Raw genomic sequence first — 23,280 nt, forward strand, 5'->3', positions numbered from 1 at the left:
ATGCCTGGTTTCCTGAAAAAGATCGACCCGCTGCTGCTTGGCATCATCGCGGCGACGATCATCGCCTTCATCGTGCCAGCGCGTGGCAGCTTTGCTGACATCTTCGGCGTCGCCACCAAACTCGCCATCGCGCTGTTGTTCTTCCTGTACGGTGCGCGTTTGTCCACCCAGGAAGCGCTTAAAGGCCTCACCAACTGGCGGCTGCACGCCACCATCCTGGCCTTCACGTTCTTGATCTACCCAATTATCGGTCTGGCACTGCGGCCCACAACAGCGTTCATTTCCACCGAGATGTACCAGGGCATCTTGTTCATGACGCTCGTTCCCTCCACCGTGCAGTCATCAGTCGCGCTCACCGGCATTGCACGCGGAAACGTCCCGGGGGCGGTAGTGGCGGCCAGCATGTCGTCGTTAATCGGTGTCCTCCTGACCCCCCTGCTGGTGATGCTTCTGATGGGCGCGGGGGACGGGATCCAGGTCGATGCGTCGGTGTTTGTGGACATCTCGTTGCAGCTGCTGCTGCCGTTTGTCCTCGGGCAGCTGGCGCACAACTTTGTGCCGAAGGTGCGTGAGGTTGCGAAGTCGAAGGCGACGAAGATCGTGGATCGTGGTTCGATCTGGATGGTGGTCTACTCGGCGTTCTCGCAGGGCGTGGTTTCCGGGGTGTGGAGCAATATCGCCGCGTGGGAGATCGTGTTCCTCGTGGTGTTCGCGGTCCTGCTCGTCGTTGTCATGCTGTGGGTGACCAAGGTGGTTCCGGAAAAGCTCGGGTTCCCGCGCCCGGACGTGGTGGCGATTCAGATGTGTGGCACGCAAAAGTCGCTCGCGACCGGGCTTCCCATGGCCTCCGTGATCTTCGGCGGCGCCACACTCGGCGTGCTGATCATCCCGCTGATGATCTACCACCTCGTGCAGCTGATACTCTGTTCCGCCTACGTCTCGCGCATCGCAAGCGCATAACACTGCAAAGAAAGGCATCCCGTGAAGCACTACGTCCGCATCCACTACCAAGTTCCCGAGCTCGGGGGCGAGCTGTTGAACATCGCCGAGCTGGAGGAAGTCAGTGCCGATGCCTGCACCATGGTTCGCATGATCGAGCTCGATCCATCGGAGACCATCACGGGCATCTTTATCGACGGTCGCGTCATCGGCCAAGCAAACGAGCCGATGGGCACGGTGCCGCACCCGGATGCGTACAACAACTTCGAGGGGATCACCGCGACGCGGCTGTCACAGGAGGCGTTTGAGGGCCTCTGGGAAGAGGCGCGGGCCAGGTTTCCCGGCTAAACCGCTAATGACTTGACCCCACCCCGCATCCGGATGGAGCGAGGTGGGGTCTCTGTCTCTAGGAGAGGGTTTTTCCTAGATCTTGAACGGGAGCATGCCGGACTGCATTGCGAAGTTGAATGCGCCGATCAGGGCAGCGAGGACGCCCAGGCCGATCAGCAGGTTGCGGTTGCTGTCCTTGCCGGTCTCGTTGTCGCTGGAGAAGTTGATGTTGGTCTTGGATTTGCCGTCCTTGGTGTCGGTCAGGGAGGAGGAGCCCTTCTCGCCGGACTTGGAGTCGGTGAGGGAGGAGGAGCCCTTCTCGCCGGACTTGTCGTCGCTGGAGAGCTTGATGTCGCCGGTCTTGGACTTGTCGTCGGTCAGGGAGGACGAGCCCTTGTCACCGGACTTGTCGTCGCTGGAGAGGGAGGAGTCACCGGACTTGGAGTTGGTGGTGTCGGTGAGGGACGAGCCGTCCTTGTTGTCCGCAGCGAGTGCCGGAACGGTCGAGATGGTGAGGGCAGTTGCGGCAGCGAGAGCTGCGGTCGCGAGACGCTTCATCAGAAGCTCCTTCATATGTGTTGGTCAAAAGACTGGAACAGAGCCAGAGTAAGACTCTAGTTTCCTATATCTAATCGATTCACCGGAGTGTTACAGGCGAATAAGGATTTTTTTAACTAGCTGCTAACTTCACAGCAGGATGTTGGCGATCAGCATGTAAAGGGCGGTGCCGCCGAGGATTGATAGATCTGCGCGACGCTTCCACCGCTGAAGGAGAAGTGTGAAGGCCAGACAGCCCACGGCCACCCCCAACCGAGCTGGCTCGGCCGAGTAACCCACAAGCGTGTAGACGACGAGCACCGTCATCACACCCACAGGCATGAACACGCCGAGGAACTCGATGAACGGGCTGTTGCGCAACACCCTCAGCAACGAGAAGGGGAGTGCGCGCAGCAGCACGGTGACGATCGCGGCCGGGATGAGGACTGCGGCGACCATCCCCAGCGAGACACCGGGTGGGAGGCCGTAGTTGCCCACTAGTGCTGCCTCCACGTCAAGGCCGCATCAAGCCGCGGCGACCAGAAGCGCGCAAGCAGGATGCAGAAGTAGGCGATGAGCGCAACCATCAGCATCTGTCCGGGAAGTACCACCGCGGCGACAAGGGCGAGTGCGGCAGCAATGAGTGGCGCCGAGTAGTCGCGTGCCGCCCGGAATGATTCCCAAGCCAGCACCGCGAACAGCGCGGTGAGGGCAAAGTCCATGCCTTCAAGGTCCGGCGGCAGCACGTAGCCAGCCACCGCTCCGACGATGCCCGCAAGCAGCCACACGGCGTGGATGAAACCCTGGATGGTGAGCAGGCGTGGGGCAGACAGCTCGCCTTTGGCCTGTTGGGTGGAGACCACCGCGTAGGCCTCATCCGTCAGCGAGTACGTGGAGTAGATCTTCGACGTTCCGCCGCGCAGAATGTGGCGGGGGAATGTCAGCCCGTAAAAGATGTGGCGGAAGTTCACCATGAACGCGGTCAGCGCGCTGGAGAGCGGGCCGACACCGGTGATGACCATGTCGATGGCCAAAAACTCCATCGACCCAGCGAGGATCACGGTGGAAAAGATCGGAGTCCACCACCACGCGAACCCGGCCTGCGTCATCAAAAGGCCGAAGGCGAGGCCCAACGGAATCAGGCCGAGAGCAACCACCCAAGAATCGCGGAGCCCCGCGCGGATCTCGTCGCGCGTTTCACGTGAAACGGCCATCGGCGATCACGCCTCAGTTGTCCTCGATGTTGACCGGGAACGTGGCGAACAGCGGCAGCGGCATAGGCTGGCGGCGCAGTACATCTGCCCACAGGTCGGCCCCGCCCGGTGCGATCACATCAGAGGGAAGGGCTGGGGCGATGTACCAGTCGCCGCGCTGGATTTCGTCGTCAAGCTGCCCCTGCTCCCACCCGGAATAGCCTGCGTAGACGCGCATGCCTTCCAGCTCATCAGCAAGCGCCTCGGGGTCCGCCCCAAGATCGACGTGGACGATCTTATTGGCCAGCCGAGTGAAGTAGGGATGCCCCTCGAGTTCGACGCCGTTCTTGGTCACGCCGACACCGATGCCAGCCTGGGGCTCGACCGGCCCACCGACGTAGACCGCCTGCGGCGCGGCCATGAGGTCCGCCCACTCGGGCATGATGTTGGCCACGGCAAGCTCGCTGCGGCGGTTGAGCACCACGCCCACGGTCTGTTCCGAGTTGTGCTCCAACACGAGCACGACAGTGCGCGCGAACTCCGGGGAGAACATGCCCGGCGCGGCGACGAGGAGCATGCCGGGCGCCGGGTCCTCGCGCTCAAGCGCGTTGAACAACCGGTCCGCGTAGAAGTACTCAGGCATTGCTGCGCTCCTGCTCCCACCAAGCTTTTAGCTCGGCGACCGCCTCGTCGTGGTCGAGTTCACCGCGCTCCAAGCGCAGTTCCTTCATATACTTCCACGCCTTGCCCACCTCGGGGCCCGGATTGAGGTCCAGGATTTGCATGATCTCGTTGCCATCTAAATCCGGGCGCACCCGCGCGAGATCCTCCTTGGCAGCGATCTCCGCGATGCGCTCCTCGAGGTGGTCGTATGTGCGCTGCAACCGACGCGCCTTCTTCGGGTTGCGCGTGGTCGAATCCGCGCGCACGAGCTTGTGCAGCTTCGGCAGCAGCTCACCGGCATCGGTGACGTAGCGGCGCACCGCCGAATCAGTCCACTGGCCTTCACCGAACCCGTGGAAGCGCATGTGGAGAAACACCAGCTGCCCCACGTCCTCGATCACGTGCTTCGGGTACTTCAGCGCCTTGAGCCGCTTGCGCGCCATCTTTGCGCCAACCACCTCGTGGTGGTGGAAGCTCACCCCGCCGCCTTCCTTCACAGCACGCGTCGCGGGCTTGCCGATGTCGTGCAGCAACGCCGCCCAGCGCAGCTTCAGGTCCGGTTCCTCCTCCGGGTCCTCTAGCTCGGTGGCCTTGCGCAGCACGGTCAGCGAGTGGCGGTAGACGTCTTTGTGCTGCATGTGCTCGTCGCGTTCCAGCCGCAGCGCAGGAATCTCGGGCAGCACGTGCTCGGCCAACCCGGTCTGCACCAGCAGATCAATGCCCTCCCACGGCTGCGCGCCGCTCATGAGCTTGTCCAGCTCCGCCTGCACGCGCTCCGCGGTGATGCGGGTGATCTCCTCCGCCATATCGCGCATCGCGTCGAACACCCTCGGCGCCACCGCAAATCCCAGTTGAGATACGAAACGCGCCGCGCGCAGCATCCGCAGCGGGTCGTCGCGGAAGCTCACCTCGGGCGCCTGCGGGGTATCTAGGCGGCGATGCAGCACATCTTCAAGGCCGTCGACAGGATCGTGGAATTGCGGTGCAAAGGTGCCGTCGATAAGCAAAAGCTCCACTGCCATCGCATTGCACGCAAAGTCGCGCCGCACCAGGTCGCCGTCGAGGGTGTCGCCGAAGGTCACCTCGGGGTTGCGGGTCACGCCGTCGTAGAGATCCGCGCGAAACGTCGTGATCTCAACCTGCTGGCCGTGCTTCACCGCGCTGACCGTGCCGTACTCAATGCCGGTGTCCCAGGTCTTCTCGCCCCAAGCATCCAGGATCTCCCGGATCACCTCGGGCCGCGCAGAGGTGGTGAAGTCCAGGTCATGGCTCACTTTGCCCAGCATCGCATCGCGCACCGGCCCGCCCACAAGATATAAGGACTCGCCGCGCGCCACGAAAGCTTCAGCCAGCGGTGCAAGCAAGGGCTTTTGCTTATCGACGACTCCCTGCACCCGTGCCATCAACACCGCGACCGCATTCGGGTCGTCCGGGTTGGGCAGGTCGAATAGATTTGGAGGGGTTGCAGGCGTTGTCACCCGTAAGACGATACCCGGCAGCGGTGAAGTACCACATTTGCCTGCACAGCGGATACCATGAGACGAATGACTGAGAACACTCGGCCCGTTCCGGGCGCCTCTGCACCCCGGGACGCATCCCAGGGCGAGCAGAGGCGCTCGCCGGGCTCGGGGGCGAGTGGTTCAGGCGGCTCAAAGCGGCGGCGTCGACGTGGCCGGGGCAAGGGTCGCAGCGGCGCGACCCAAGCCGCGGGCCAGGCTGGTCAGCAGGGCGCGCAGGGTTCGCAGAAATCCCGCAGCGAGAAGTCCAGCGCCGAAAAGTCGGGGGAGTCCAAGCGGGGCTCAGCCAAGCAGAGCACAAGCAAGCAAGGTGCGGGCAAGCAAGGTGCCAGCAAGCAAGGTGCGGGTAAGTCCAGCCAACAGCGTCGCCGCCGCGGCCGTGGCAGGGGAGGATCGAACCGGTCGAACCAGCACCGCAGTCATGAGCAGCGCCGCAAGCCGCAGTATCAGCAGCGCTTCGACTCGGCAATTGACACCCGTGACGAGACTTCCGCCGGCGGCCTCGTTGTCTCCGGCATGGCCGAGGCGGTCGGTTCGAACGGGCATGTGGATCTTTCCCGCATCTACACCGCGCTGATCGGCAGGTTAGACCGCCGCGGACGCCTTTTGTGGTCCATGCCGAAGGGCCACGTGGAAGATGGCGAGCACCAGTGGCGCACGGCCGAGCGCGAGGTGTGGGAGGAAACCGGCATCTACGGCGAGGCCTTCGACACCCTGGGCATCATCGATTACTGGTTTGTGTCCGACGGCGTGCGCATCCACAAGACCGTGCACCACAACCTGCTGCGCTACGTCGACGGCGTGTTCAACGACGAGGACCCCGAGGTCACCGAGGTCGCCTGGGTGCCCATGAACGAGCTCATCGAGCGTCTCGCCTACGCCGACGAGCGCAAACTCGCCCGCATCGCCGTCGACCGCATGCCCGATCTGGCCAGAAAGGAAGCTGAAGCCGGAAGGGCCACCCCGCGATGAGCCGCCTCGCGCCGCGCGCATTTGTGCGGGCCCTCGCCGCCGGCGCCGCCACAAGCCTCACTGCGGTGCTCACTGCGCCGGCTGCCTCCGCGCTCGCCGTCCCGCTCGACCCCTCCAATCCCGAGGTCGCCGAGGAATGGGCCAACCCGGCAGTTCGGCCAGGGGAGGGGCAGGTCGCAGAGCTTTCGCTTGTCGACGCCCCTTCCGTGGTCGATAACGAGCCGTTTCACGTGAAACTTCGCGTCACTAACCGAACTGACGCCGAGCTTCGCGACCTCACCATCACACCGCATCGGGCGCCCCCGACGGGCTCGGTGCGTGATCAGCGCGTGGCCAGCGTGGCGTCGACAAGCGAATATACGACGACCGGCTCCCGCCGTGACCTACCCACCGGCATTGAGGCGGGTAGATCTGTGGTGTTTGAACTCTCCATTGACCCGGATGAGCTTGCGCTGACCACTCCGGGCACGTACCCGCTGCTGTTTGAACTAGACGATGGCTCGGGCGCGCCATTGAGTACCGAGCGGTTTCACGTAACGGTGCCCGGGCAACTGCCGGAGGGTGCGCAACCAGCGGGAGTGAGTGTGCTGTACCCGATCACCGCGCAGGTGGACATTCTGGCGGGCGAAACCGGAGAGGCTCCGGAATCGCCACAGCTGGTTCTGGCGAGCGAGGACCTCGCCGACCAGCTCGCGCCGGGCGGGAGACTGACCGAACTCGCAGACGCGTACCTGGAGGCGGCCAAGGACCCAGCCCTTGAGGCTGCGACGTGCGTCGCACTCGACCCGGCGCTGATTGAGACCGTGGACCGCATGGCAGATGGCTACATCGTTTCCGATGAGCGCGCACCCGTAGTGGAGGAGCCGAAGCGTCTGCGCGACAGCTGGGGCGACGAAGCCACCGAGACGCACGGCAACCCCGGCAAAGGTGCGGAGGACGCAGCGGCGTGGCTAGCCAAGGTGCGGCTGATCGCCGAATCGGGCTGCACCGTGGCGATGCCGTGGGCAAATGCGGACCTCAACGCGTTGGCGCGGACCGGTGACCCATGGATGGTGCGCGAAGCGATCGAGCGAGGCCCGTTCGTGCTCGGCCGGGTGCTGGGCTCTACCGGCGTTACAAATGTGGTTGTACCGCCCGCCGGGTATACGGAAGCAGACGCCGTGCCTGTGCTCGGGTGGGGGGATCACTCACGTTCCACCATCCCCGAAGAGGGACTCAGCGGTTCTTGGGAGCGCGCGGTAGCGAGCGCCACCGCCAACCCTGGTGCGGAGGGACCGCAGGACAACGACCGCCCCCTGTTTCCGGGTGAAGGGTCGCGCAGCTCGCTGGAGCGCTTCGATACGGTGACTCCCGCCTGGGCTGCCGCACCTGAACCGGTGTCGCCGGTGCGGGTGCTCGTCGCCGCGGATACTGCGGTTCCAGCCGGCGGCAGCGACGAGCGCTTTGCGTGGATGGCGCCGGGTGTGATGGCGGTGCGCTTTCAAGATTCGCTGGGCGCAACCCTAGCCGCAATGGGGCAGCAGCCAGCGACGGTGGGTTACTCCAACGAACCCCTGCGCTACGACTACGCGCTGGATTCTCCCGCCGCGCGGAATGTCAACGCCGCGGCTGCGGTGCGGTTGGCGCTGCAGAACGCGGTGTCGTTCGAGAGCGAGCCGGCGGCGCAACCGGTGCTAGTGAACGCTCCGGCCCATTGGGATGCCGATGCTGCGGCTGTGCTCCTGGGAACTGTTGCCGACGTGCTGCACTCCGGTACGGCCGCGCCCGTAGCGTTCGATGCATACCTCGAGGTGCCCGCTGACACTGCCGTGCCTCCTGCCGAGCGAGTGGGCACCGAGTATGCGGACCCGACTGTCTTTTCCGACAGCGAAATCCTCAACGCCACGCAGCAGACGCGGTTTATCAACGACCTCTCGACGCTGTTAGCGCCTGACCCGTCGATCGCGCTTACCCGTTACGGGTTCACGCTGCCGCTGCGGCGCGACATTCTCACCGCGTTTTCGCTGACGCGCCGGCAGTCGATGGCGGAGCACACCGTCGCGACGGAGGCGAGCGCCGCCCGGTTAACCGAGTCACGCGGTGTGCTCGGGGAGCTCCGCTCCGCGGTCAACCTGATCCCACCGGGCAACGTCTACACGCGCACCTCTCCGTCGAGTCCGCTGCTCATCGTCGCGCAAAACGGGATGCCGCTGCCGGTGGACACCGCGATTTTGTACACCGCCCCCGACGGCGCTCGTCTCAACGTTCCGGACAGTGTGCGCATCCCGGCGCGCGGCTCAGTCACTCTCCAGATGACCGCAGACTTGCCGCGCCAAGCGCGCAGCACCGACTTGAAGCTCTACCTCGCCGGGCCGCAGGGCCATGCGATTTCCCAGCCAGTGGAAATCTCGGTACGCACCCCAAGTTCTGCGGTGCCAGGCTGGGTGCTGCTAGCGATCGGCACAGTCGGCGCCGTGTTGCTCTTGCTGTACTCAGTGGGGAAGCGCCAAAAGCGCAGCACGGCGGCGCGCTCGCAATCTCCGCCTTGGCGCATAGCGTCGAGGAAGGCTCCACCGCGTAAGCCGCCCGACCCTCCACCAGAACCCCGTGACAACGAGTTACCGCGACGCGGTAGTACCCAGTAGCTAGAAAGGTAGCTAAAAAGCGATCCAATGGACAACGACGTGAATCAGCAGGACGGCACCCAGCCGGATGCTGGCCTGCGCCGCCGCATCGTCACCCCAGCTCCGCCTGCACCCGTTCCCGCCCCTCGCGTTCGGAAGCAGACACCGGCCGAGGAGACAGGCACCCCGGACCGCTCCCTGCTGACCACCAGCCCGAAGGGCGAGACCATCGCACCTTCCACGCCAGCGGAAACCGCCGCAGGCGGCGTGATGGCCGGTGAGGCCGCCGGAGTCGCCACCGAATCTGCGGTAGCCACCAAGGCTTCGGGGGAGGAGGGGGCAAGCACTTCGAACGAGTCCGTTGTACGCGCTACTGGTTCGATGGCGGTGGCAACGCTCATCTCACGCATCACGGGATTTATCCGCACCGTGCTCATCGGTGCGGCCCTCGGGCCTGCAGTGGCCTCCGCGTTCAACACCGCGAACCAGCTGCCGAACCTGATCACGGAAATCGTGCTGGGCTCCGTGTTGACCGCTCTCGTGGTACCAGTGCTCGTGCGCGCGGAGAAGGAAGACGCCGACCGCGGTGAGCGCTTCGTGCGGCAGCTGTTCACGCTCACGCTGACGTTGATGGTCACCGTAACCGTGCTCACCGTAGTCGCAGCGCCGCTGCTCACAAGGCTGTTTCTTGACGACGAAGGCAAAGTCAACGTCATCCAAGCCACCTCATTCGCCTACCTCGTGCTGCCGCAAATCTTCTTCTACGGCATGTTCTCGCTGTTTATGGCAATCCTGAACACGAAGGAGCATTTCCGTCCAGGCGCGTGGGCCCCAGTGGCGAACAACGTCGTGTCCATCGCGGTGCTCATCATGTACATGGCCATCCCGGGAAGCCTTAACCCGGCGGCACCGACCACGGTCAGCAACCCTCACGTGCTGCTGCTGGGCCTGGGCACCACGCTTGGTGTGGTGGTGCAGTGCGCCATCATGCTCCCAGCGTTGCGCAAGCTGGGCATCAACCTCACTCCGCTGTGGGGCCTCGACGACAGGCTCAAGCAATTCGGCGGCATGGCGCTGGCGATCATCGCCTACGTCGCGGTCAGCCAGGCCGGCTACATCGTGACCACCCGCATCGCGTCGATGGCATCGGAAGCCGCGCCGTTCATTTACCAACAGCACTGGATGCTGCTGCAGGTGCCCTACGGCATCATCGGCGTCACGCTGCTGACTGCGATCATGCCGCGTATGAGCCGCAGCGCGGCCGATGGCGACGACCAGGCTGTGGTCCGCGACCTCACGCTGGGCACAAAGCTGACCTTCATCGCGCTGATTCCCATCATCGTCTTCATGACGGGTCTCGGCCCCGAGATCGGCAACGCGCTCTTTGCGTACGGCGACTTCTCGCCGCAGGCCGCGCACATCCTCGGTCTTACGGTGAGCTTCTCCGCGTTCACACTGATTCCCTACGCGCTGGTAATGCTGCACCTACGTGTCTTCTACGCACGCGAAGAAGCGTGGACGCCAACCCTCATCATCGCCGGCATCACGCTGACCAAGATCTTCCTGTCTTACCTGGCGCCCACGGTGGCGAGCAGCCCGGAGCAGGTGGTGGTGCTGCTCGGCGCCGCGAATGGCTTCGGCTTCGTCGCCGGCGCGGTTATCGGTGCGCAGCTACTCAAACGCAAACTGGGCACACTACAGGTGGGCACAATCCTCTACACCTCCACCTGGGCGCTCGCTGCGTCACTCGTGGGTTTGGCGGCGACCTTCGTGCTGCGCTGGATCGTTCGCGGCGCCTTTGGCGTGGACATGCCGGCCTTCTTGGGTTCGCTCATCGGCACGCCGTCGCTCGGCCTGCTCATTGAGGTCATGCTCCTAGGCTTGGTCTTCCTCGTGATCACGGGCCTCGTGCTTGCCCGCTCCGGCCTCCCCGAGGTGCAGAACCTCGGCCGCGCACTCACCAGGGTCCCAGGCCTGTCCCGCTTCATCAGCCCGGACGAGAAGCGCGCAATCGACACCGGCCAAGTGGATCCGCGCGACGTCTCCACGCAGTTCCTGGCCACCGATTTCTTTAACGCCTCCCCGGTCCCGCCGCCAATGTCCGCAGGTGTGGTGCGCGGCCCACGACTGGTGCCCGGCGCACGAGTATCGGACGGCCGCTTCCGTCTCATTCGTGAGCACGGCGCCACGACCGGAGCCCGCTTCTGGCAGGCCCGCGAAGTCACCACCGGTAGGGAAGTGGCGCTCACCTTCGTCGACACCACCGGCGCATCCCCGATGGCACCGGCAACCCCCCGCGACGCTGCGATCAATGCCGGAGGCGTGGTCCAGCGCACCAGCAAGATTGCCAAGCTCAAGCACCCCGCTGTCGCAGACAACATCGAGGTGCTGTCGTACCGCACAGGCGCACTCGTAGTCGCGGACTGGATCGAGGGCAGCTCGGTCAAAGCGGTCACCGACTCCGGTCTGACCCTGCACACCGAAGCAGTAGCGAACGCGCTCGCGCCGCTTGCTGGCCTGTTGGCACTCGCGCAGAGCCAAGACGCACCGCTTGGCCTAGACAACCGTCAGCGCCTACGTATCGACACCGAGGGCAAAATCCGCCTCGCATTCCCCGCCGTGCTGCCCGATTCCACCCCAGCGGGCGATGCCGCAGCGTTCGCCTCCGGGTTAGAGCTACTCACGGCGAACACCAACTCCGACGCGCTGGCGGAGCTGACCCGAAACACCCGTGCGCTTGTCGAAGCCCAGGCGATCGAAGCCCACGATTTCCAAGACATCCAGGCAGCGCTCCGCAGAGAAGCCAACCTCCCCGGTACGGTCACCGATCATCCGACCCGTGGGGAGCAGCAGGATTTGGCGCCGGCGTCGACACCCACCGACGACCCGGTACGCCTCAACCAGGTCGGGCCTCAAGAGACCGTCTACGACGATCCGGACGAGCTGCGCGGCGGCTTCGGCTCGCGACGCTACAGCCCGGTGGCCGTAGTCATCCTCATGGCGACCGCAGTGGCCTCGGTGGTGGCCATTGCTGCCCTCACCGCATACCTCGTCGGATTCTTCTCCAGCGACGAGACGGACGGGCCACTGAACCCGGAGTCAATCCAGGGTGAGCAAGACCCCAGCGAAGCACCGAGTGAAACTGTCGACGAATCGGAGCGCGCCACCGGCCTGCCCGTGGTCATCGGTCCGCTGACCGCCACGGCACTGACACCGGACGGTGACCCCGCCCCCAAAAGCGAGGAGTTCAGCAACGGGGACTCCAGCCAAGCCAATACCCCACCCAACGACGTCGCCAACACCGTCGACAATGACACCAGCACAACCTGGGTGACCAAGCGCGACACTGTGCTCGTCCTCCGCCCCGAAAGCGATGACACCGGAGCGTTCACCCTCGAGCACCTGCTAATCAACGCCACCAGCGAAGGCGGTCCCTACGAGGTCTACGGCGTGCCCGAGGGCCGCGGCCTGGACACCGTCGACTTCGACGGGCTGCCGCAGCTCGCAGACGGCACTTTCCACACGGGGCAGAACAATATCGACGTGAAGTCGGACGAGCTCTCCGCTACACGCCTCGAAGCGGTGCTGGTCTACCTGCCGCCCCGAGAAGACGCGGATGATGACGCTGGTCCCGGCCGCGCCACCTTGCGGGAAGTCTCGGTGATTGGGTACACGGACCGTCGATAAGCACCTTGCTCTTGCCCACTGAAGTGGGCACGCGAGGGGTTCCCAAGCTGCGCCTCGCCCGGCACAATGGACCTGGAAAGTATCGGGGGATCGGGGGAGACAGCATGCCGCATCGAACGGATCGTGAGCTGGCGCGGGACTATGTGGCGGGGGATGTGCGCGCGTTCAAGCTGATTGTGCGCCGCCACCGCCAGCGGATGTATTACGTGGCGCGCAACTACGCGCGCAATGAGCAAGACGCGCAGGACATCGTGCAGGAAGCGCTGTTTCGCGCGAGCCGCAGCCTGCACACCTATCGCGGGGAAGCACAGCTGTCTACGTGGCTGCATCGCACGGTGACCAATGCGGCGCTGGACCATCAACGCCGTATGGCCAGGCGCGGGCCGACGGTGAGCTACGACGATGACGTGGTTGCGCAGGACGCCAACCGCTATCTCGCGCACGATCCCACTGCGACCATCGAGCAGTTCCTCGCGCTCCGGCAAGCAGTCGCGAAGCTGCCCGCTGCTCAAAGAAGAGCTTTAGAGCTTATCGACGTCCAAGGGATGAGCGTGGATTCTGCAGCCGACGAACTCGGGGTGCGACCGGGGACCGTGAAGTCACGCCGGTACCGTGCGCGCGAGTTCGTGGCGGCTGCCATGGCTGACGGGGAATAGCGCTACACTTGCGGGCGTTTGGAAGTGATATCCATACGCGAAAGCAGGCTGAACCCCCATCATGACTAACCCCGGCTTTATCACCTTGAACACCGGTAACGACGCTGCGACCGAGACTCATTCCGAGAGTACTGAGAGCACCAAGGCCGCTGAGGGCACCGGCAAGGTGCACGACCTGATCATCATCGGCTCCGGGCCGTCCGGTTACACCGCCGCGATCTACGCTGCGCGCGCCGAGCTCAACCCGCTCGTGTTCGAGGGCTACGAGTACGGCGGCGAACTGATGAACACCACCGAGGTGGAAAACTTCCCGGGCTTCGCCGAGGGCGTGATGGGGCCGGACCTCATGGGCGACATGCGCGACCAGGCGGAGCGCTTCGGCGCAGACCTACGCTCCGAGCTAGTGGAACGCGTCGACTTCAGCGGTGACAATAAGAAGGTCTACGTCGACGGCGAAGAGTTCCAGGCAAAGGCCATCATCCTGGCCACCGGTGCAGCACCTCGCCACCTCGGCGTTCCAGGCGAGGCGGAACTGACCGGCCACGGCGTGTCCACCTGCGCGACCTGTGACGGCTTTTTCTTCAAGGACCACCACATCGCCGTGGTCGGCGGCGGCGACTCCGCGATGGAAGAAGCGGACTTCTTGAGCAAGTTCGGCTCCAAGGTGACGTTGATTCACCGATCGCAGAACTTCCGGGCGTCGAAAATCATGCTCCAAAGGGCGAGGGACAATGAGAAGATCGAGTTCCTCACGGACACGATCGTAGAGGAAGTCATCGACGGCGGCGGCAAGGTGGAGGGCCTGGGCGTGCGCAACGTGGTGACCGGCGAGGCAAGCGTGCTTGATGCGACCGCCATGTTCGTGGCCATCGGCCACGACCCGCGCTCCGGCTTTCTCGAAGGCCAGGTGACCACCGACCAGGGAGGCTACGTGCAGGTAGCGGAACCCTCGACCGCGACGAGCGTCCCCGGTGTCTTCGCAGCCGGCGACCTGGTGGACAAGACCTACCGTCAGGCGATCACCGCGGCGGGTTCCGGCTGCCGCGCGGCCCTGGATGCACAGCACTACCTCGCGGCGCTTTAGCATCGTAGGCACGTCAACATCTAAAGTGGTTGCAGGCAACTATCGGCAAAGGGGAACCATGAGCGCACCGATCGACGTCACGCAGACAACGTTCAAGTCGGAGGTCATCGAATCCGAGACCCCTGTGCTGGTGGACTTCTGGGCCGAGTGGTGCGGGCCGTGCAAAAAGCTCGGCCCCGTGTTGGATGAGGTCGCCGCGGAGATGGACGGCCAGGTCAAGGTGGCCAAGGTTAACGTCGACGAGGAGCGTATGCTCGGCGCAATGTTCCAGGTCATGTCCATCCCGACGGTGCTTCTATTCAAGGGCGGCGACAAGGTCGACGAGTTCGTTGGGCTGCGGCCGAAGAGCGAAATCGTCAAGCGAGTACAGTCGCACATTTAGCGCGCGCCGAAAGACGGCACACATTGGTTTGGTTGCATAATTGGCAGCAACGTTTGAGAGAAAAGGACTTCCTGCATGGTGCGAGACGTACTCCGCGTCGGTGATTCGAGCGCGCGCGTAGCTGAGGTCCGCACCTCACTCGCGCGTCTCGGCCTGCTCGAGGGGTACCAGGGCGAGATCGACACCTTCAACTCCCGCAGGTTTTCAAAGGAGGAGATGCTTTTCGACGACTCCTTGGCCGCCGCAGTCCGGGCCTTCCAACAGTCTCGAGGCATCGTGCCCTCCGGCGACATCGACGAGCTGACGCTGCGGGAGATCCGTGAAGCGTCGTACAAGCTCGGTGCCCGTGTGCTCAGCTACCAGCCGAGCCAGCCACTCGTTGGCGACGATGTCGCCGAGTTGCAGAAGCAGCTGCATGAGCTGGGGTTTTACCAGCAACGCGTGGATGGTCGCTTCGGCCAGATCACGCACGAGGCGTTGGCGAATTTCCAGTTAGACACCGGCCTCGAGGACGACGGCGTTTGCGGTCCAGAGACGTTGCGCGCGTTAAGCCTGCTGGGCCGGCGCATCACCGGCGGCTCCGCGCACGCGATCCGCGAGCGCGAGCACGTGCGCCAAGCCGGTCCCCGGTTGAGCGGCAAACGCGTGGTGATCGACCCGGGTCTGGGCGGCGATCAGCGCGGCATGTCGGTGGATGGACCTTACGGCGAGATCCTTGAGGAAGAGATCATCTGGGATCTGGCCCAGCGCGTCGAGGGTCGCATGGTTGCAGCCGGTATGGAGACAATCCTTTCCCGCCCGCGTGGGGACAACCCCTCGACAAAGGCACGTGCCGATCTGGCGAACAGTTTCGGCGCTGACCTGGTGATTTCGCTGAAGCTGGACCGCTACTCCAACGAGAAGGCGAACGGCGTCGCAACGTTTTACTTCGGCTCCGAGCACGGATCATCTTCCATGACGGGGGAGACGCTCTCCGGGTACATTCAGCGTGAGATCGCCGCGCGTACGGATCTGCGCAACTGCCACAATCACGGACGCACCTGGGAAATGCTGCGCATGACCCGGATGCCGTCGGTAGAAGTGGTTGCTGGCTACCTCACCAACCCCGGCGATGTTGCGGTGCTCACCGATCCGAAGCAGCGCGACGCCATCGCCGAAGCCATCGTGGTGGCGGTGAAGCGTCTCTACCTGCTGGATATGGACGACCAGCCGACAGGCACCTACAAGTTCACTGACCTGCTGCGCGAGGAACTCGCTTAACGCCCGCCTAAACCAAGTAGCGGGTGGTGCGAGTCTCGCCGGTGCGGCGGATCAGGCCAGCGTCGACAAGCTTGCGCAGTGCGCGGTAGGCCTGCTGCTTACTCAAACCCGTTTTCGTTGCGACTTCACTGCTCGATGCGCTGCGTCCGTCCAGGTCGCGAACCGTTTGTAAAGCGCGAGCTTCATTCTCGCTCAGCTGATCAACATCAGAACTCTGCTCTGACGCAGCCGCAACACGGCCTTCGGTGTCCCAACTCAGCGAAGCGACTACTCCCTGATCGTGCGAACCGGCAAACGACAGGGTAGTAGCACGCTGCGTTTTCCGCGCCGCGGAAAGATCTGCGATGCCGCTGCCCGCAGCACGCGCGATGCCCATGCGTGCGAGTGCGGTGGCGAGGTAAAGCGAGCGGGGTGCGTATGTCGCTTGACCGTCGGCAACTGCTTGCAAGTTCACCCCGCGCGGCACCCCGCCCGGGCTGGTGACGCGGAGGCCTTTGCCGTCAATTGCCACGTACACCGGCTGTGGAACAAAGTAGTCGCGGTGGGTAAGTGCATTCACCACCAAGGGCAGGCCGTCGCCGAATACGTCACTGTTACGTTGCAGGTCCGAAAGCATCAGTGCCAGGGGAGCGCTGCTGCGGTAAGTCCGGGGAGTCGCTCGACGGTCAGCGATGACGAGGTGGTGGTGGGGCAGAAATCGTCGTAAAGCCATCTGCTCTCCGAAAAGGGCGATGGCACCGAGCGCAACCGGCTCAAGGGAGTCATCGTAGAAGCCGAGCGCGCGGATCAGACCTTCGTCATCGAGAGACTGCAGGTGACTATCGCTGGTCAGCGTGCGAAATTCGACGATGGCTTCGGGGTTCAGATCCGCGAGGGTCGCACCCGGGGCTGGGGTCAGCGCCCAGTCGGTGCCATTCGCGTCGCGGTAGCGGGTGAAGAGGTACGCCGGGTCCATGCCGACGCATTCAGGCACGCCCTGCGCGTTGAGACGCCGGGTGCGATACGTCCCCCAGCGGGTGGCGACGGGACTCGAATGCGCTTGGGTGGTCACCGCGACAACGTCTTTTCCGTCTATCTCGACGACCCGCGCGTCGACAGCGAGCCCCGGGGCCGTGTTGCGGAAAACCGCTGCGGCGAGTGTGGCTGGGTCGGTCGTGTTGCCGTGGAAAGGGTGGCATCCGCTCACGGTGCCGTCGCTATCCACCCCAATGAGTAGCGTGCCGCCGCGTGAATTGGCCAAGCATGCCATTATTTCAATCACCCGCCACTCATTGATGTATGCGGCCGACACGCGGCGTGCGAAAGCAACATTAAGGCCCTCACCTTGGGCAATCAGGCTTGTAATCTCATCGGCGCGCATGAACGTAGGGTAGCAGGTGATTACATCAATGTAATTCACCGCGGCAGCTCGGTGATGAGTTGATGATTGAATGAATTACTGCGCGGGGACCTCAGAGAGGAGGTCGGCGATCTCGTGCGCGGTGAGAAGATCGAAATCGGGCGGAAGAGTTAGACGCAGGCGCGGAATCGCGGGGTGGTCTGCTGCGACCTTGAACCCCGCGGATTCCAGGATTGAGACCTCGGTAAGGCCGATCTGAGACGCGGCGTCGACGAGCTCTGCACACGCGGGCGAGAGCTTGTCCCTCGGACCGTCCGCGCGCACGCCGAAAACTTCGAGGGCGGAGACACCGGCTGAAGTCGCGGCGCCGATCACCGAATCCAACAGCACGGACTCCCAACCGCGGCGGCGGGCCGCCTCGTCGATGTGCAGGCTGGTCACAATCCACGCGTCTTTGCTTACCGGGGCCGTCGGCATGCGTACCGCGCCTGGAGCATCGGCGGCGGGGCAATAGAGAATGGTGGCGAGGGCGCCGGTCTCTGACGCTGCGTCGATGATGGAAAACCCGACGGGTTCGTGATTGAACGCTGAAGCGACGAGCCAGGCCTCCTTATCGATCTGGGGATCAGCCTCGCTCACCCCGGAAACCAGGCCGGCCACCAGGGGATCCAGCTCCCAGAACACACTCGAGGCGGTTTTCGGGTGCAGGCGGTCGAGTGAACCGATGCGGAGGGGCACAACGCGCGCGGAGGTGTCGCGACTGTGTGCCATGCCCGAAGTACCTCCTATTACTCGCCGCCTTGAATGAGCGCCATGATGCGCTCAAAGTCCTCGCGGTCGCCGAACTCGACGACGATCTTGCCTTTGCGCTTACCCATTGTGACGGAAACCTTGGTATCCCACACGTCGGCAAGCTGGTCTGCGGCGGCGGAGAGGAACTCCGGCTGCGGAGTCGGTTCGCGCTTCGGCTTGTCAGGCGCCTCACCGTGCTTGTTCAGTAAAGTGACCGCTTCTTCGGTCGCGCGCACGGAAAGGCCTTCCGCGACGATGCGTTCCGCGAGGCGGTCCTGGGCGTCGGAGGTGTCGTCGCCAAGCTTGATGCCCAAGAGTGCGCGCGCGTGACCTGCTGAGAGCACGCCTGCTGCGACGCGGCGCTGGACAGCAACCGGCAAGTTGAGCAGGCGGATGGCGTTGGTGATTGCGGGGCGCGAGCGACCCAGGCGTTCGGCGAGCTGTTCCTGGTTCACGCCGAACTCTTCGAGGAGCTGCTGGTAGGCGGCTGCCTCTTCGAGCGGGTTGAGCTGGACGCGGTGGATGTTCTCCAACAGCGCGTCGCGCAGCATGTCCTCGTCGGAGGTCTCGCGCACGATCGCTGGGATGTACTTGAGCCCCGCCTTCGACGCGGCGCGCCAGCGGCGCTCGCCCATGATCAGCTCGAAGCCTTCGCGAGTGTCACGCACGACGATCGGCTGAAGCAGGCCGAACTCGCGGATGGAGTGTACGAGCTCGTTCAGCTCATCTTCGTCGAAGACTTGGCGGGGCTGCTTCGGGTTCGGGATGATCTGCCCGAGCGGGATCTCCTGGTAGCGCGCGCCACCAACCGGCACGGGCTGCATCACGTTCTCGTTCGCAGGGGTCACGGTCGGTGCGCCGGCGACGGTCTTCGGCGCACCGGAGACCTGAGGGGAACCCTTGGGGCGCTTGGACTTCTTTGGCTCCGGGTCGCGCTCGGCGGTCTGGTCCTCAGAACCGGCACCTTTCGCACCGTCCGCGGACTGCTTGCCAAAGATGATGTCGGACGCGCCGCCGCCGATCGCGCCGGTCTTGCCGGACTTGTCCATGTCCGCGGGTGCCGACGGGATCAGCGCCGCGAGTCCGCGACCAAGGCCACCTTTGCGTTCCTGTGCCATCGCTTGTACTCCTCGTCCTTGAAAACCCTAGTTTTCGCCCTCGAGCTGTGCGTAGACTTCCGGGCTCACGCCGATCGGGCCGGTGGTCTCGTGCGGCTGGTAATCGCCGCGCTCCGAGAACTCTTTTGCTGCATCGAAGTATGCCATTGCGCCGCGCGAAGTCGGGTCATACTCAATCACTGTCTGTCCGAATCCCGGCGCCTCGGACACCTTCACGGAACGCGGGATCACGTTCTTCAGCACCACTTCACCGAACTGGTTGCGCACCTCATCGGCAACGTCCGAGGCCAGGCGGGTACGCGCGTCGTACATCGTGAGCAGCACACCGGAGATGTGCAGGTTGTGGTTCAGGTGCTCGCGGATCATGGAAATGTTGCCCAGCAGCTGGCCCACGCCCTCAAGCGCGTAGTACTCGCACTGGATCGGAATCAGCACCTCATCGACTGCGGTCATCGCGTTGATCGTGATCAACCCCAGCGACGGCGGGCAGTCAATGAACACAAAGTCGAAGCCCTGCTCCTCCAAGAACCCACGTCGCAGCGCGTCGTGCAGGCGATACTCGCGGCGCACCATCGACACCAGCTCGATCTCCGCGCCGGCTAGATCAATCGTCGCCGGGATGCAGAACAACCCGTCATGCTGGCTGCTCGCCTGCATCGCATCCGTCGGCTCGGTCTGACCAATTAGCACCTCGTAGCTCGAAACAGTCCCGGAGGTGTGCTCCGCGCCGAGCGCCGTCGAGGCGTTGCCCTGCGGATCCAGGTCGATCACTAGGACCTTCGCACCCTGGTGCGCCAGAGCCGCAGCCATGTTCACACTGGTGGTGGTTTTGCCCACGCCGCCTTTTTGGTTCGCTACTGTGACCACGCGCGCCATCGGTTACCGCCTCACAATCCGGATCAAAGTTGTCGGTTGGTCCAGCATGTCGCCCACAGTGAAGATCGTCGAGTCACCACCGCCGGCAGCCTTAATGTCAGTTCTGTCTCTTTCGAGCTCTTCGCTTACCGACGCCCCCTTCATCGCCACCATGGCACCGCCACTGCGAACCAGAGGCAGCGACCATTTCGCGAGCTTGCCCAGCGGTGCAACCGCGCGAGAAGTCACCGCATCAAATTGCGCCTTCGGCTGCTCCTCCGCCCGGCCGCGAACCACGGTGACGTTGTCTAGCCCCAGCTCGTCTTTGACCTCGCCGAGGTAGACCGAGCGCTTCAGCAGCGGCTCGATCAGCGACACGTTTAGATCGGGTCGCGCGATGGCGAGCGGGATGCCGGGCAACCCGGCGCCGGAGCCGATGTCCGCCACGTTCAGCCCGTCCTCAAAGGCCTCGCCTATCACCGCGCAGTTGAGCACGTGCCGCTCCCAGAGCCGGTCGACTTCTTTCGGCCCGATAAACCCCCGCTCAGTCGCAGCGGTGGCCAGCGATTTATGGTATGCCGCGGCCAGGTCAACCCGGTCACCGAAGACCTCGTGGGCGATGGCAGGGACCTGATCCGACACGGCTGTGCACTCCTTGACGCGGCTTGGGTGATTTCCACCCAACTCTAGTAAACGGCTCCGGCGAGCGACCAATCAGAACGGCCGCCCCGGTAGAAACAAAAATCCGCGCCCGGCGGGACGCGGATTGATGCTGCGGATTGATGCTGAGGCGGTGCGACGCAGCCGTCGAAAAGCTACTTGCCCTGCTTGCGCTGCTTCTTGGAGCGCTTGTCCACCTTGCGTGCGGCGACCTGCGGAGCGGAGGCGCGCTTGGCCTCGCGCTTCTGCGCTTCCTCGATGGCTTCTTCCTTGTCCATCTTGTCGTAGACAATGCGGGTTTGGAAGAACGTCCAAATGTTGTTGGACAGCATGTAGACCAGCAAGCCCACGTGCCACATGAAGCCAGTGGCGACGATCATGATCGGCATGATCCACAGCAACATGCCGTTCATCATGCCCATCTGAGCTTCCATCATCTGCGCCTGTTCACCGACAGGGGCGGCGACCTTGCCGGAGGCGCGGCGCTCTTTCTGGCGGTTGATGGAAATTCGAGCGTTGAAGTGCACGAAAGCCGCAGAGATGAGCACCATCGGAAGACACACGGCGATGATGTGCGTACGCGTCAGGTCAACGCCGGTAAACGCCGCGAACGCTTGTTCCGGCATGGACATATATGCGGAGAGCGGCACGCCGAAGACGGTCGCGTCGAGGAAGGAGCGGACGTCCTCCACCGGGAAGGCGTAGTTGGCAATGTTGCGGTTCTCTTCAATCGACAAACCAGGCTGGTTCGGGCCGGCGGTGCGGTTGAAGGAGCGCAGCACGTGAAACAGGCCAAGGAAGATCGGCATCTGCACGATCGGCACGATGCACGAAGCGAGCGGGTTGACGCCCATCTCCTTTTGCACCTTGCGCATCTCTTCGGCCATCTTGGCCTGGTCGTTTTTGTACTTCTCGCGGATGGCCTGCATCTTCGGCTGGACCTCCTGCATTTTGCGCATGCTGCGCATCTGGTTGACCATCGGCCGCACCAGGAAGATACGCACCGTGCAGGTCAGCAGGACAATGGCCAGCACCCAGGACAGCCCGGAGGTTTTGGGCACAACAACGCCGACCACTTCGTGCCAGAACCGCAGCACCCAGGAGATCGGCCAGTAAACGAAATTCAGCACTGTTCGGTGTTACTCCTCAACTCTTTTCACGCTTCCCGGCACCGGGTCGAACCCGCCCGGGTGCCACGGCCCGCATTTGCACAGGCGCGCCCCGGCCATCGCGCCACCTTTCAGCGCGCCGTGCCGCGAGACAGCCTCGAGCGCGTACGCGCTGCATACAGGCATGAAGCGGCAACTTCCACTCATCTTAAGGGGTGAGAGGTATTTTTGGTAACCGCGCACCAGCCCCACCACGGCTTTTGCCAACGGCCCGCGGGCTTCCGGGATTTCGTCGCCGAGGAAGTTGTAATTCACAATCACAGCTTCCGAAGGGCCTTGCTCAGGGCCTTGGCGTAGTCGCGCTCAAGCTCAGCGGAGGTTGCGGTGGCAGCTCCGGGCAGGGCTCGCACCACAACATCATGATTTCGCTCCAGCTTATCGACGCCCCCTCGAACCGTTTCTCGAAGCTTCCGCGAAACCGCGTGCCTGGCCACGGCGTTTCCTACCTGCTTGGACACGATGAGCCCGAACCTAGGCCCGCCCTGAATTACGAGGTCATCGCGTGCGTAGAGATGGACCACTAACGTCGAAGACCCCGCTCGCACACCCCGCTTCATCACCTGACGGAAGTCGTCGGATGAAGCGAGTTTGTGCGGGCGGGGTAGCACCGTTTCGGCGTGAAGACGCGCTCGAGCGCTTCGCTGCGCGTTATGCGCTGAGGCGAGCGCGGCCCTTCTTGCGGCGTGCGGAGACGATCGCACGGCCGGAGCGGGTCTGCATGCGGTGGCGGAAGCCGTGCTTGCGTGCGCGGCGGCGGTTGTTCGGCTGGTAAGTCCGCTTAGACACGGAATACTCCTTCAAGCAGTTTCGAACGGCCTGCGGGTGTGGGCGCTTACTTGCGCGTCCACCCTCCCGGGGCAATAGCCGTCCCGGTATTTAACGAGGTGTTGAGATTGCGATTTCACAGCTCGCGTGCACCGCGGTCACCGTCTCGCCTCAAGCGGCCCGGTTCACAGTTTGCGCAGTGCTCTCACGCACACCAGGCGCACCTGATGTGATCGACTACCACAGGGTACGTGACTTTCGCGCCAGCCGACAAATCGGCGCCGACTTCTCCCGCCGGGGTAGCAAGCGGTACCCCCGGAATTACACCGCTGTATTTAATGTGCGTCCGGACAGCGACTCGCCGAGCAGTCCTGCGGAGTTTGGATTGTAGTTACCATTTATCCAAAACAACTGTTCGAGCCTGAACGCTTTGGGCAGGGGTGCGCAACCGCGCGATCTCCGCCACTCGCTCGACACAGTCTCCCGAAACGAGGTAACAATAGTGCAACACCACAACGTCACAAACCGGAATTCCCGCTGTGGATAGCTGTGAAGTTGCACTTGAGACTCTGCTCCCGCGTAGCCCATTCGCGCTGCTCAGAGCCTTAACTAAGCACTTTTCCACTTATCCACATGAGTGCGATTTCCTGTGGATAACTTTGCGTTGTAAAGTACTCCACACCTGTGGATAACACTGTGGATCTCAAGGTGAGGGGGGCATCGATCGCCTCCCAGCCCTGTGGAGCGTTGTAGTTCCAC

At 63.7% G+C, this 23,280-nt stretch carries 23 protein-coding genes; 9 read left to right on the forward strand and 14 right to left on the reverse strand.

The features are described 5' to 3' along the window. A complete protein-coding gene (locus CGLAU_RS12065) occupies nt 1–960 on the forward strand; it encodes a bile acid:sodium symporter family protein (RefSeq protein WP_095660923.1) in 960 nt (319 codons plus the stop codon). 21 nt (nt 961–981) lie between these two features. Continuing rightward, nucleotides 982–1,287 (forward strand): hypothetical protein, encoded by a 306-nt coding sequence (locus CGLAU_RS12070; protein WP_095660924.1) that lies wholly within the window; start codon nt 982–984, stop codon nt 1,285–1,287. 75 nt (nt 1,288–1,362) lie between these two features. Here CGLAU_RS12070 and CGLAU_RS12075 read toward each other — a convergent pair whose 3' ends face one another. The 5 genes from CGLAU_RS12075 to CGLAU_RS12095 form a co-directional block, all read right to left on the reverse strand. Continuing rightward, nucleotides 1,363–1,827: a hypothetical protein gene (locus CGLAU_RS12075; protein ID WP_095660925.1), complete on the reverse strand. Its 465-nt coding sequence runs from the start codon at nt 1,825–1,827 to the stop codon at nt 1,363–1,365. Nucleotides 1,828–1,956: 129 nt separating this feature from the next. Continuing rightward, entirely contained in the window at nt 1,957–2,265 is a 309-nt protein-coding gene (locus CGLAU_RS12080) for a branched-chain amino acid transporter permease (protein WP_095661208.1), read from the reverse strand. Between the two features lie 38 nt (nt 2,266–2,303). Further along, nucleotides 2,304–3,020, reverse strand: a complete 717-nt coding sequence (locus CGLAU_RS12085) for an AzlC family ABC transporter permease (protein WP_095660926.1) — start codon at nt 3,018–3,020, stop codon at nt 2,304–2,306. A gap of 13 nt (nt 3,021–3,033) precedes the next feature. After that, nucleotides 3,034–3,642: a YqgE/AlgH family protein gene (locus CGLAU_RS12090; protein WP_095660927.1), complete on the reverse strand. Its 609-nt coding sequence runs from the start codon at nt 3,640–3,642 to the stop codon at nt 3,034–3,036. Beyond that, nucleotides 3,635–5,065, reverse strand: coding sequence for a CCA tRNA nucleotidyltransferase (locus CGLAU_RS12095; RefSeq protein WP_095661209.1), 1,431 nt, complete (start codon nt 5,063–5,065; stop codon nt 3,635–3,637). The genes CGLAU_RS12090 and CGLAU_RS12095 overlap by 8 nt, the downstream gene beginning before the upstream one ends. A 141-nt stretch (nt 5,066–5,206) precedes the next feature. Here CGLAU_RS12095 and CGLAU_RS12100 point away from each other — a divergent pair, with 141 nt between their 5' ends. The 7 genes from CGLAU_RS12100 to CGLAU_RS12130 all read left to right on the forward strand — a co-directional run bounded on the left by CGLAU_RS12100 (nt 5,207) and on the right by CGLAU_RS12130 (nt 15,823). After that, nucleotides 5,207–6,151, forward strand: a complete 945-nt coding sequence (locus CGLAU_RS12100; RefSeq protein ID WP_232507128.1) for an NUDIX hydrolase — start codon at nt 5,207–5,209, stop codon at nt 6,149–6,151. After that, nucleotides 6,148–8,775, forward strand: a complete 2,628-nt coding sequence (locus tag CGLAU_RS12105; protein WP_198304949.1) for a hypothetical protein — start codon at nt 6,148–6,150, stop codon at nt 8,773–8,775. Before CGLAU_RS12100 ends, CGLAU_RS12105 begins: the two co-directional genes overlap by 4 nt. A 27-nt stretch (nt 8,776–8,802) precedes the next feature. Then, a complete protein-coding gene (locus CGLAU_RS12110; protein WP_095660929.1) occupies nt 8,803–12,441 on the forward strand; it encodes a murein biosynthesis integral membrane protein MurJ in 3,639 nt (1,212 codons plus the stop codon). A 104-nt stretch (nt 12,442–12,545) separates the two neighbouring features. After that, nucleotides 12,546–13,097, forward strand: a complete 552-nt coding sequence (locus tag CGLAU_RS12115) for a sigma-70 family RNA polymerase sigma factor (RefSeq protein WP_095660930.1) — start codon at nt 12,546–12,548, stop codon at nt 13,095–13,097. A gap of 61 nt (nt 13,098–13,158) precedes the next feature. Further along, complete coding sequence (gene trxB, locus CGLAU_RS12120) at nt 13,159–14,181, forward strand: thioredoxin-disulfide reductase (RefSeq protein ID WP_095660931.1); 1,023 nt, start codon at nt 13,159–13,161, stop codon at nt 14,179–14,181. Between the two features lie 58 nt (nt 14,182–14,239). Next, entirely contained in the window at nt 14,240–14,563 is a 324-nt protein-coding gene (trxA, locus tag CGLAU_RS12125; protein WP_095660932.1) for a thioredoxin, read from the forward strand. A gap of 78 nt (nt 14,564–14,641) precedes the next feature. Continuing rightward, nucleotides 14,642–15,823 (forward strand): N-acetylmuramoyl-L-alanine amidase, encoded by a 1,182-nt coding sequence (locus tag CGLAU_RS12130; RefSeq protein WP_095661210.1) that lies wholly within the window; start codon nt 14,642–14,644, stop codon nt 15,821–15,823. 7 nt (nt 15,824–15,830) lie between these two features. On the opposite strand, the gene CGLAU_RS12135 is transcribed toward CGLAU_RS12130, so the two are convergent. The 9 genes from CGLAU_RS12135 to rpmH form a co-directional block, all read right to left on the reverse strand. Then, the gene (locus tag CGLAU_RS12135) at nt 15,831–17,183 is read right to left on the reverse strand and encodes an RNA-binding domain-containing protein (RefSeq protein WP_095660933.1); all 1,353 of its coding nucleotides are present in this window, start codon (nt 17,181–17,183) and stop codon (nt 15,831–15,833) included. 75 nt (nt 17,184–17,258) lie between these two features. Continuing rightward, complete coding sequence (locus CGLAU_RS12140) at nt 17,259–17,933, reverse strand: hypothetical protein (protein ID WP_095660934.1); 675 nt, start codon at nt 17,931–17,933, stop codon at nt 17,259–17,261. A gap of 17 nt (nt 17,934–17,950) precedes the next feature. Continuing rightward, nucleotides 17,951–19,072 carry a ParB/RepB/Spo0J family partition protein gene (locus tag CGLAU_RS12145; RefSeq protein WP_095660935.1) on the reverse strand — a complete coding sequence of 374 codons (1,122 nt, stop codon included), beginning with the start codon at nt 19,070–19,072 and terminating at the stop codon, nt 17,951–17,953. Nucleotides 19,073–19,099: 27 nt separating this feature from the next. Continuing rightward, nucleotides 19,100–19,948, reverse strand: a complete 849-nt coding sequence (locus CGLAU_RS12150) for a ParA family protein (protein ID WP_095660936.1) — start codon at nt 19,946–19,948, stop codon at nt 19,100–19,102. Nucleotides 19,949–19,951: 3 nt separating this feature from the next. Continuing rightward, nucleotides 19,952–20,569, reverse strand: a complete 618-nt coding sequence (rsmG, locus tag CGLAU_RS12155) for a 16S rRNA (guanine(527)-N(7))-methyltransferase RsmG (RefSeq protein ID WP_095660937.1) — start codon at nt 20,567–20,569, stop codon at nt 19,952–19,954. Between the two features lie 173 nt (nt 20,570–20,742). Beyond that, nucleotides 20,743–21,717 carry a membrane protein insertase YidC gene (gene yidC / locus CGLAU_RS12160; protein ID WP_095660938.1) on the reverse strand — a complete coding sequence of 325 codons (975 nt, stop codon included), beginning with the start codon at nt 21,715–21,717 and terminating at the stop codon, nt 20,743–20,745. Between the two features lie 9 nt (nt 21,718–21,726). Continuing rightward, nucleotides 21,727–22,014, reverse strand: coding sequence for a membrane protein insertion efficiency factor YidD (yidD, locus tag CGLAU_RS12165; protein WP_095661211.1), 288 nt, complete (start codon nt 22,012–22,014; stop codon nt 21,727–21,729). Beyond that, complete coding sequence (gene rnpA / locus CGLAU_RS12170; protein WP_095660939.1) at nt 22,014–22,364, reverse strand: ribonuclease P protein component; 351 nt, start codon at nt 22,362–22,364, stop codon at nt 22,014–22,016. Before rnpA ends, yidD begins: the two co-directional genes overlap by 1 nt. Before the next feature lie 40 nt (nt 22,365–22,404). Then, nucleotides 22,405–22,542 carry a 50S ribosomal protein L34 gene (gene rpmH / locus CGLAU_RS12175; RefSeq protein WP_095660940.1) on the reverse strand — a complete coding sequence of 46 codons (138 nt, stop codon included), beginning with the start codon at nt 22,540–22,542 and terminating at the stop codon, nt 22,405–22,407. Between the last annotated feature and the right edge of the window lie 738 nt (nt 22,543–23,280).

The sequence above is a fragment of the Corynebacterium glaucum genome, from assembly GCF_002287505.1.
Lineage (GTDB): Bacteria > Actinomycetota > Actinomycetes > Mycobacteriales > Mycobacteriaceae > Corynebacterium > Corynebacterium glaucum.

Bases quoted from the DNA above. Each gene is read 5' to 3' on its own strand.
- CGLAU_RS12090 (WP_095660927.1), bottom strand. From the start codon at position 3,642: ATGCCTGAGTACTTCTACGCGGACCGGTTGTTCAACGCGCTTGAGCGC.
- CGLAU_RS12085 (WP_095660926.1), bottom strand. From the start codon at position 3,020: ATGGCCGTTTCACGTGAAACGCGCGACGAGATCCGCGCGGGGCTCCGC.
- CGLAU_RS12115 (WP_095660930.1), top strand. From the start codon at position 12,546: ATGCCGCATCGAACGGATCGTGAGCTGGCGCGGGACTATGTGGCGGGG.
- CGLAU_RS12110 (WP_095660929.1), top strand. From the start codon at position 8,803: ATGGACAACGACGTGAATCAGCAGGACGGCACCCAGCCGGATGCTGGC.
- CGLAU_RS12135 (WP_095660933.1), bottom strand. From the start codon at position 17,183: ATGCGCGCCGATGAGATTACAAGCCTGATTGCCCAAGGTGAGGGCCTT.
- CGLAU_RS12075 (WP_095660925.1), bottom strand. From the start codon at position 1,827: ATGAAGCGTCTCGCGACCGCAGCTCTCGCTGCCGCAACTGCCCTCACC.
- trxB (WP_095660931.1), top strand. From the start codon at position 13,159: ATGACTAACCCCGGCTTTATCACCTTGAACACCGGTAACGACGCTGCG.
- trxA (WP_095660932.1), top strand. From the start codon at position 14,240: ATGAGCGCACCGATCGACGTCACGCAGACAACGTTCAAGTCGGAGGTC.
- CGLAU_RS12140 (WP_095660934.1), bottom strand. From the start codon at position 17,933: ATGGCACACAGTCGCGACACCTCCGCGCGCGTTGTGCCCCTCCGCATC.
- CGLAU_RS12145 (WP_095660935.1), bottom strand. From the start codon at position 19,072: ATGGCACAGGAACGCAAAGGTGGCCTTGGTCGCGGACTCGCGGCGCTG.
- CGLAU_RS12065 (WP_095660923.1), top strand. From the start codon at position 1: ATGCCTGGTTTCCTGAAAAAGATCGACCCGCTGCTGCTTGGCATCATC.
- CGLAU_RS12080 (WP_095661208.1), bottom strand. From the start codon at position 2,265: ATGGTCGCCGCAGTCCTCATCCCGGCCGCGATCGTCACCGTGCTGCTG.
- CGLAU_RS12095 (WP_095661209.1), bottom strand. From the start codon at position 5,065: ATGGCACGGGTGCAGGGAGTCGTCGATAAGCAAAAGCCCTTGCTTGCA.
- CGLAU_RS12150 (WP_095660936.1), bottom strand. From the start codon at position 19,948: ATGGCGCGCGTGGTCACAGTAGCGAACCAAAAAGGCGGCGTGGGCAAA.
- CGLAU_RS12100 (WP_232507128.1), top strand. From the start codon at position 5,207: ATGACTGAGAACACTCGGCCCGTTCCGGGCGCCTCTGCACCCCGGGAC.
- CGLAU_RS12105 (WP_198304949.1), top strand. From the start codon at position 6,148: ATGAGCCGCCTCGCGCCGCGCGCATTTGTGCGGGCCCTCGCCGCCGGC.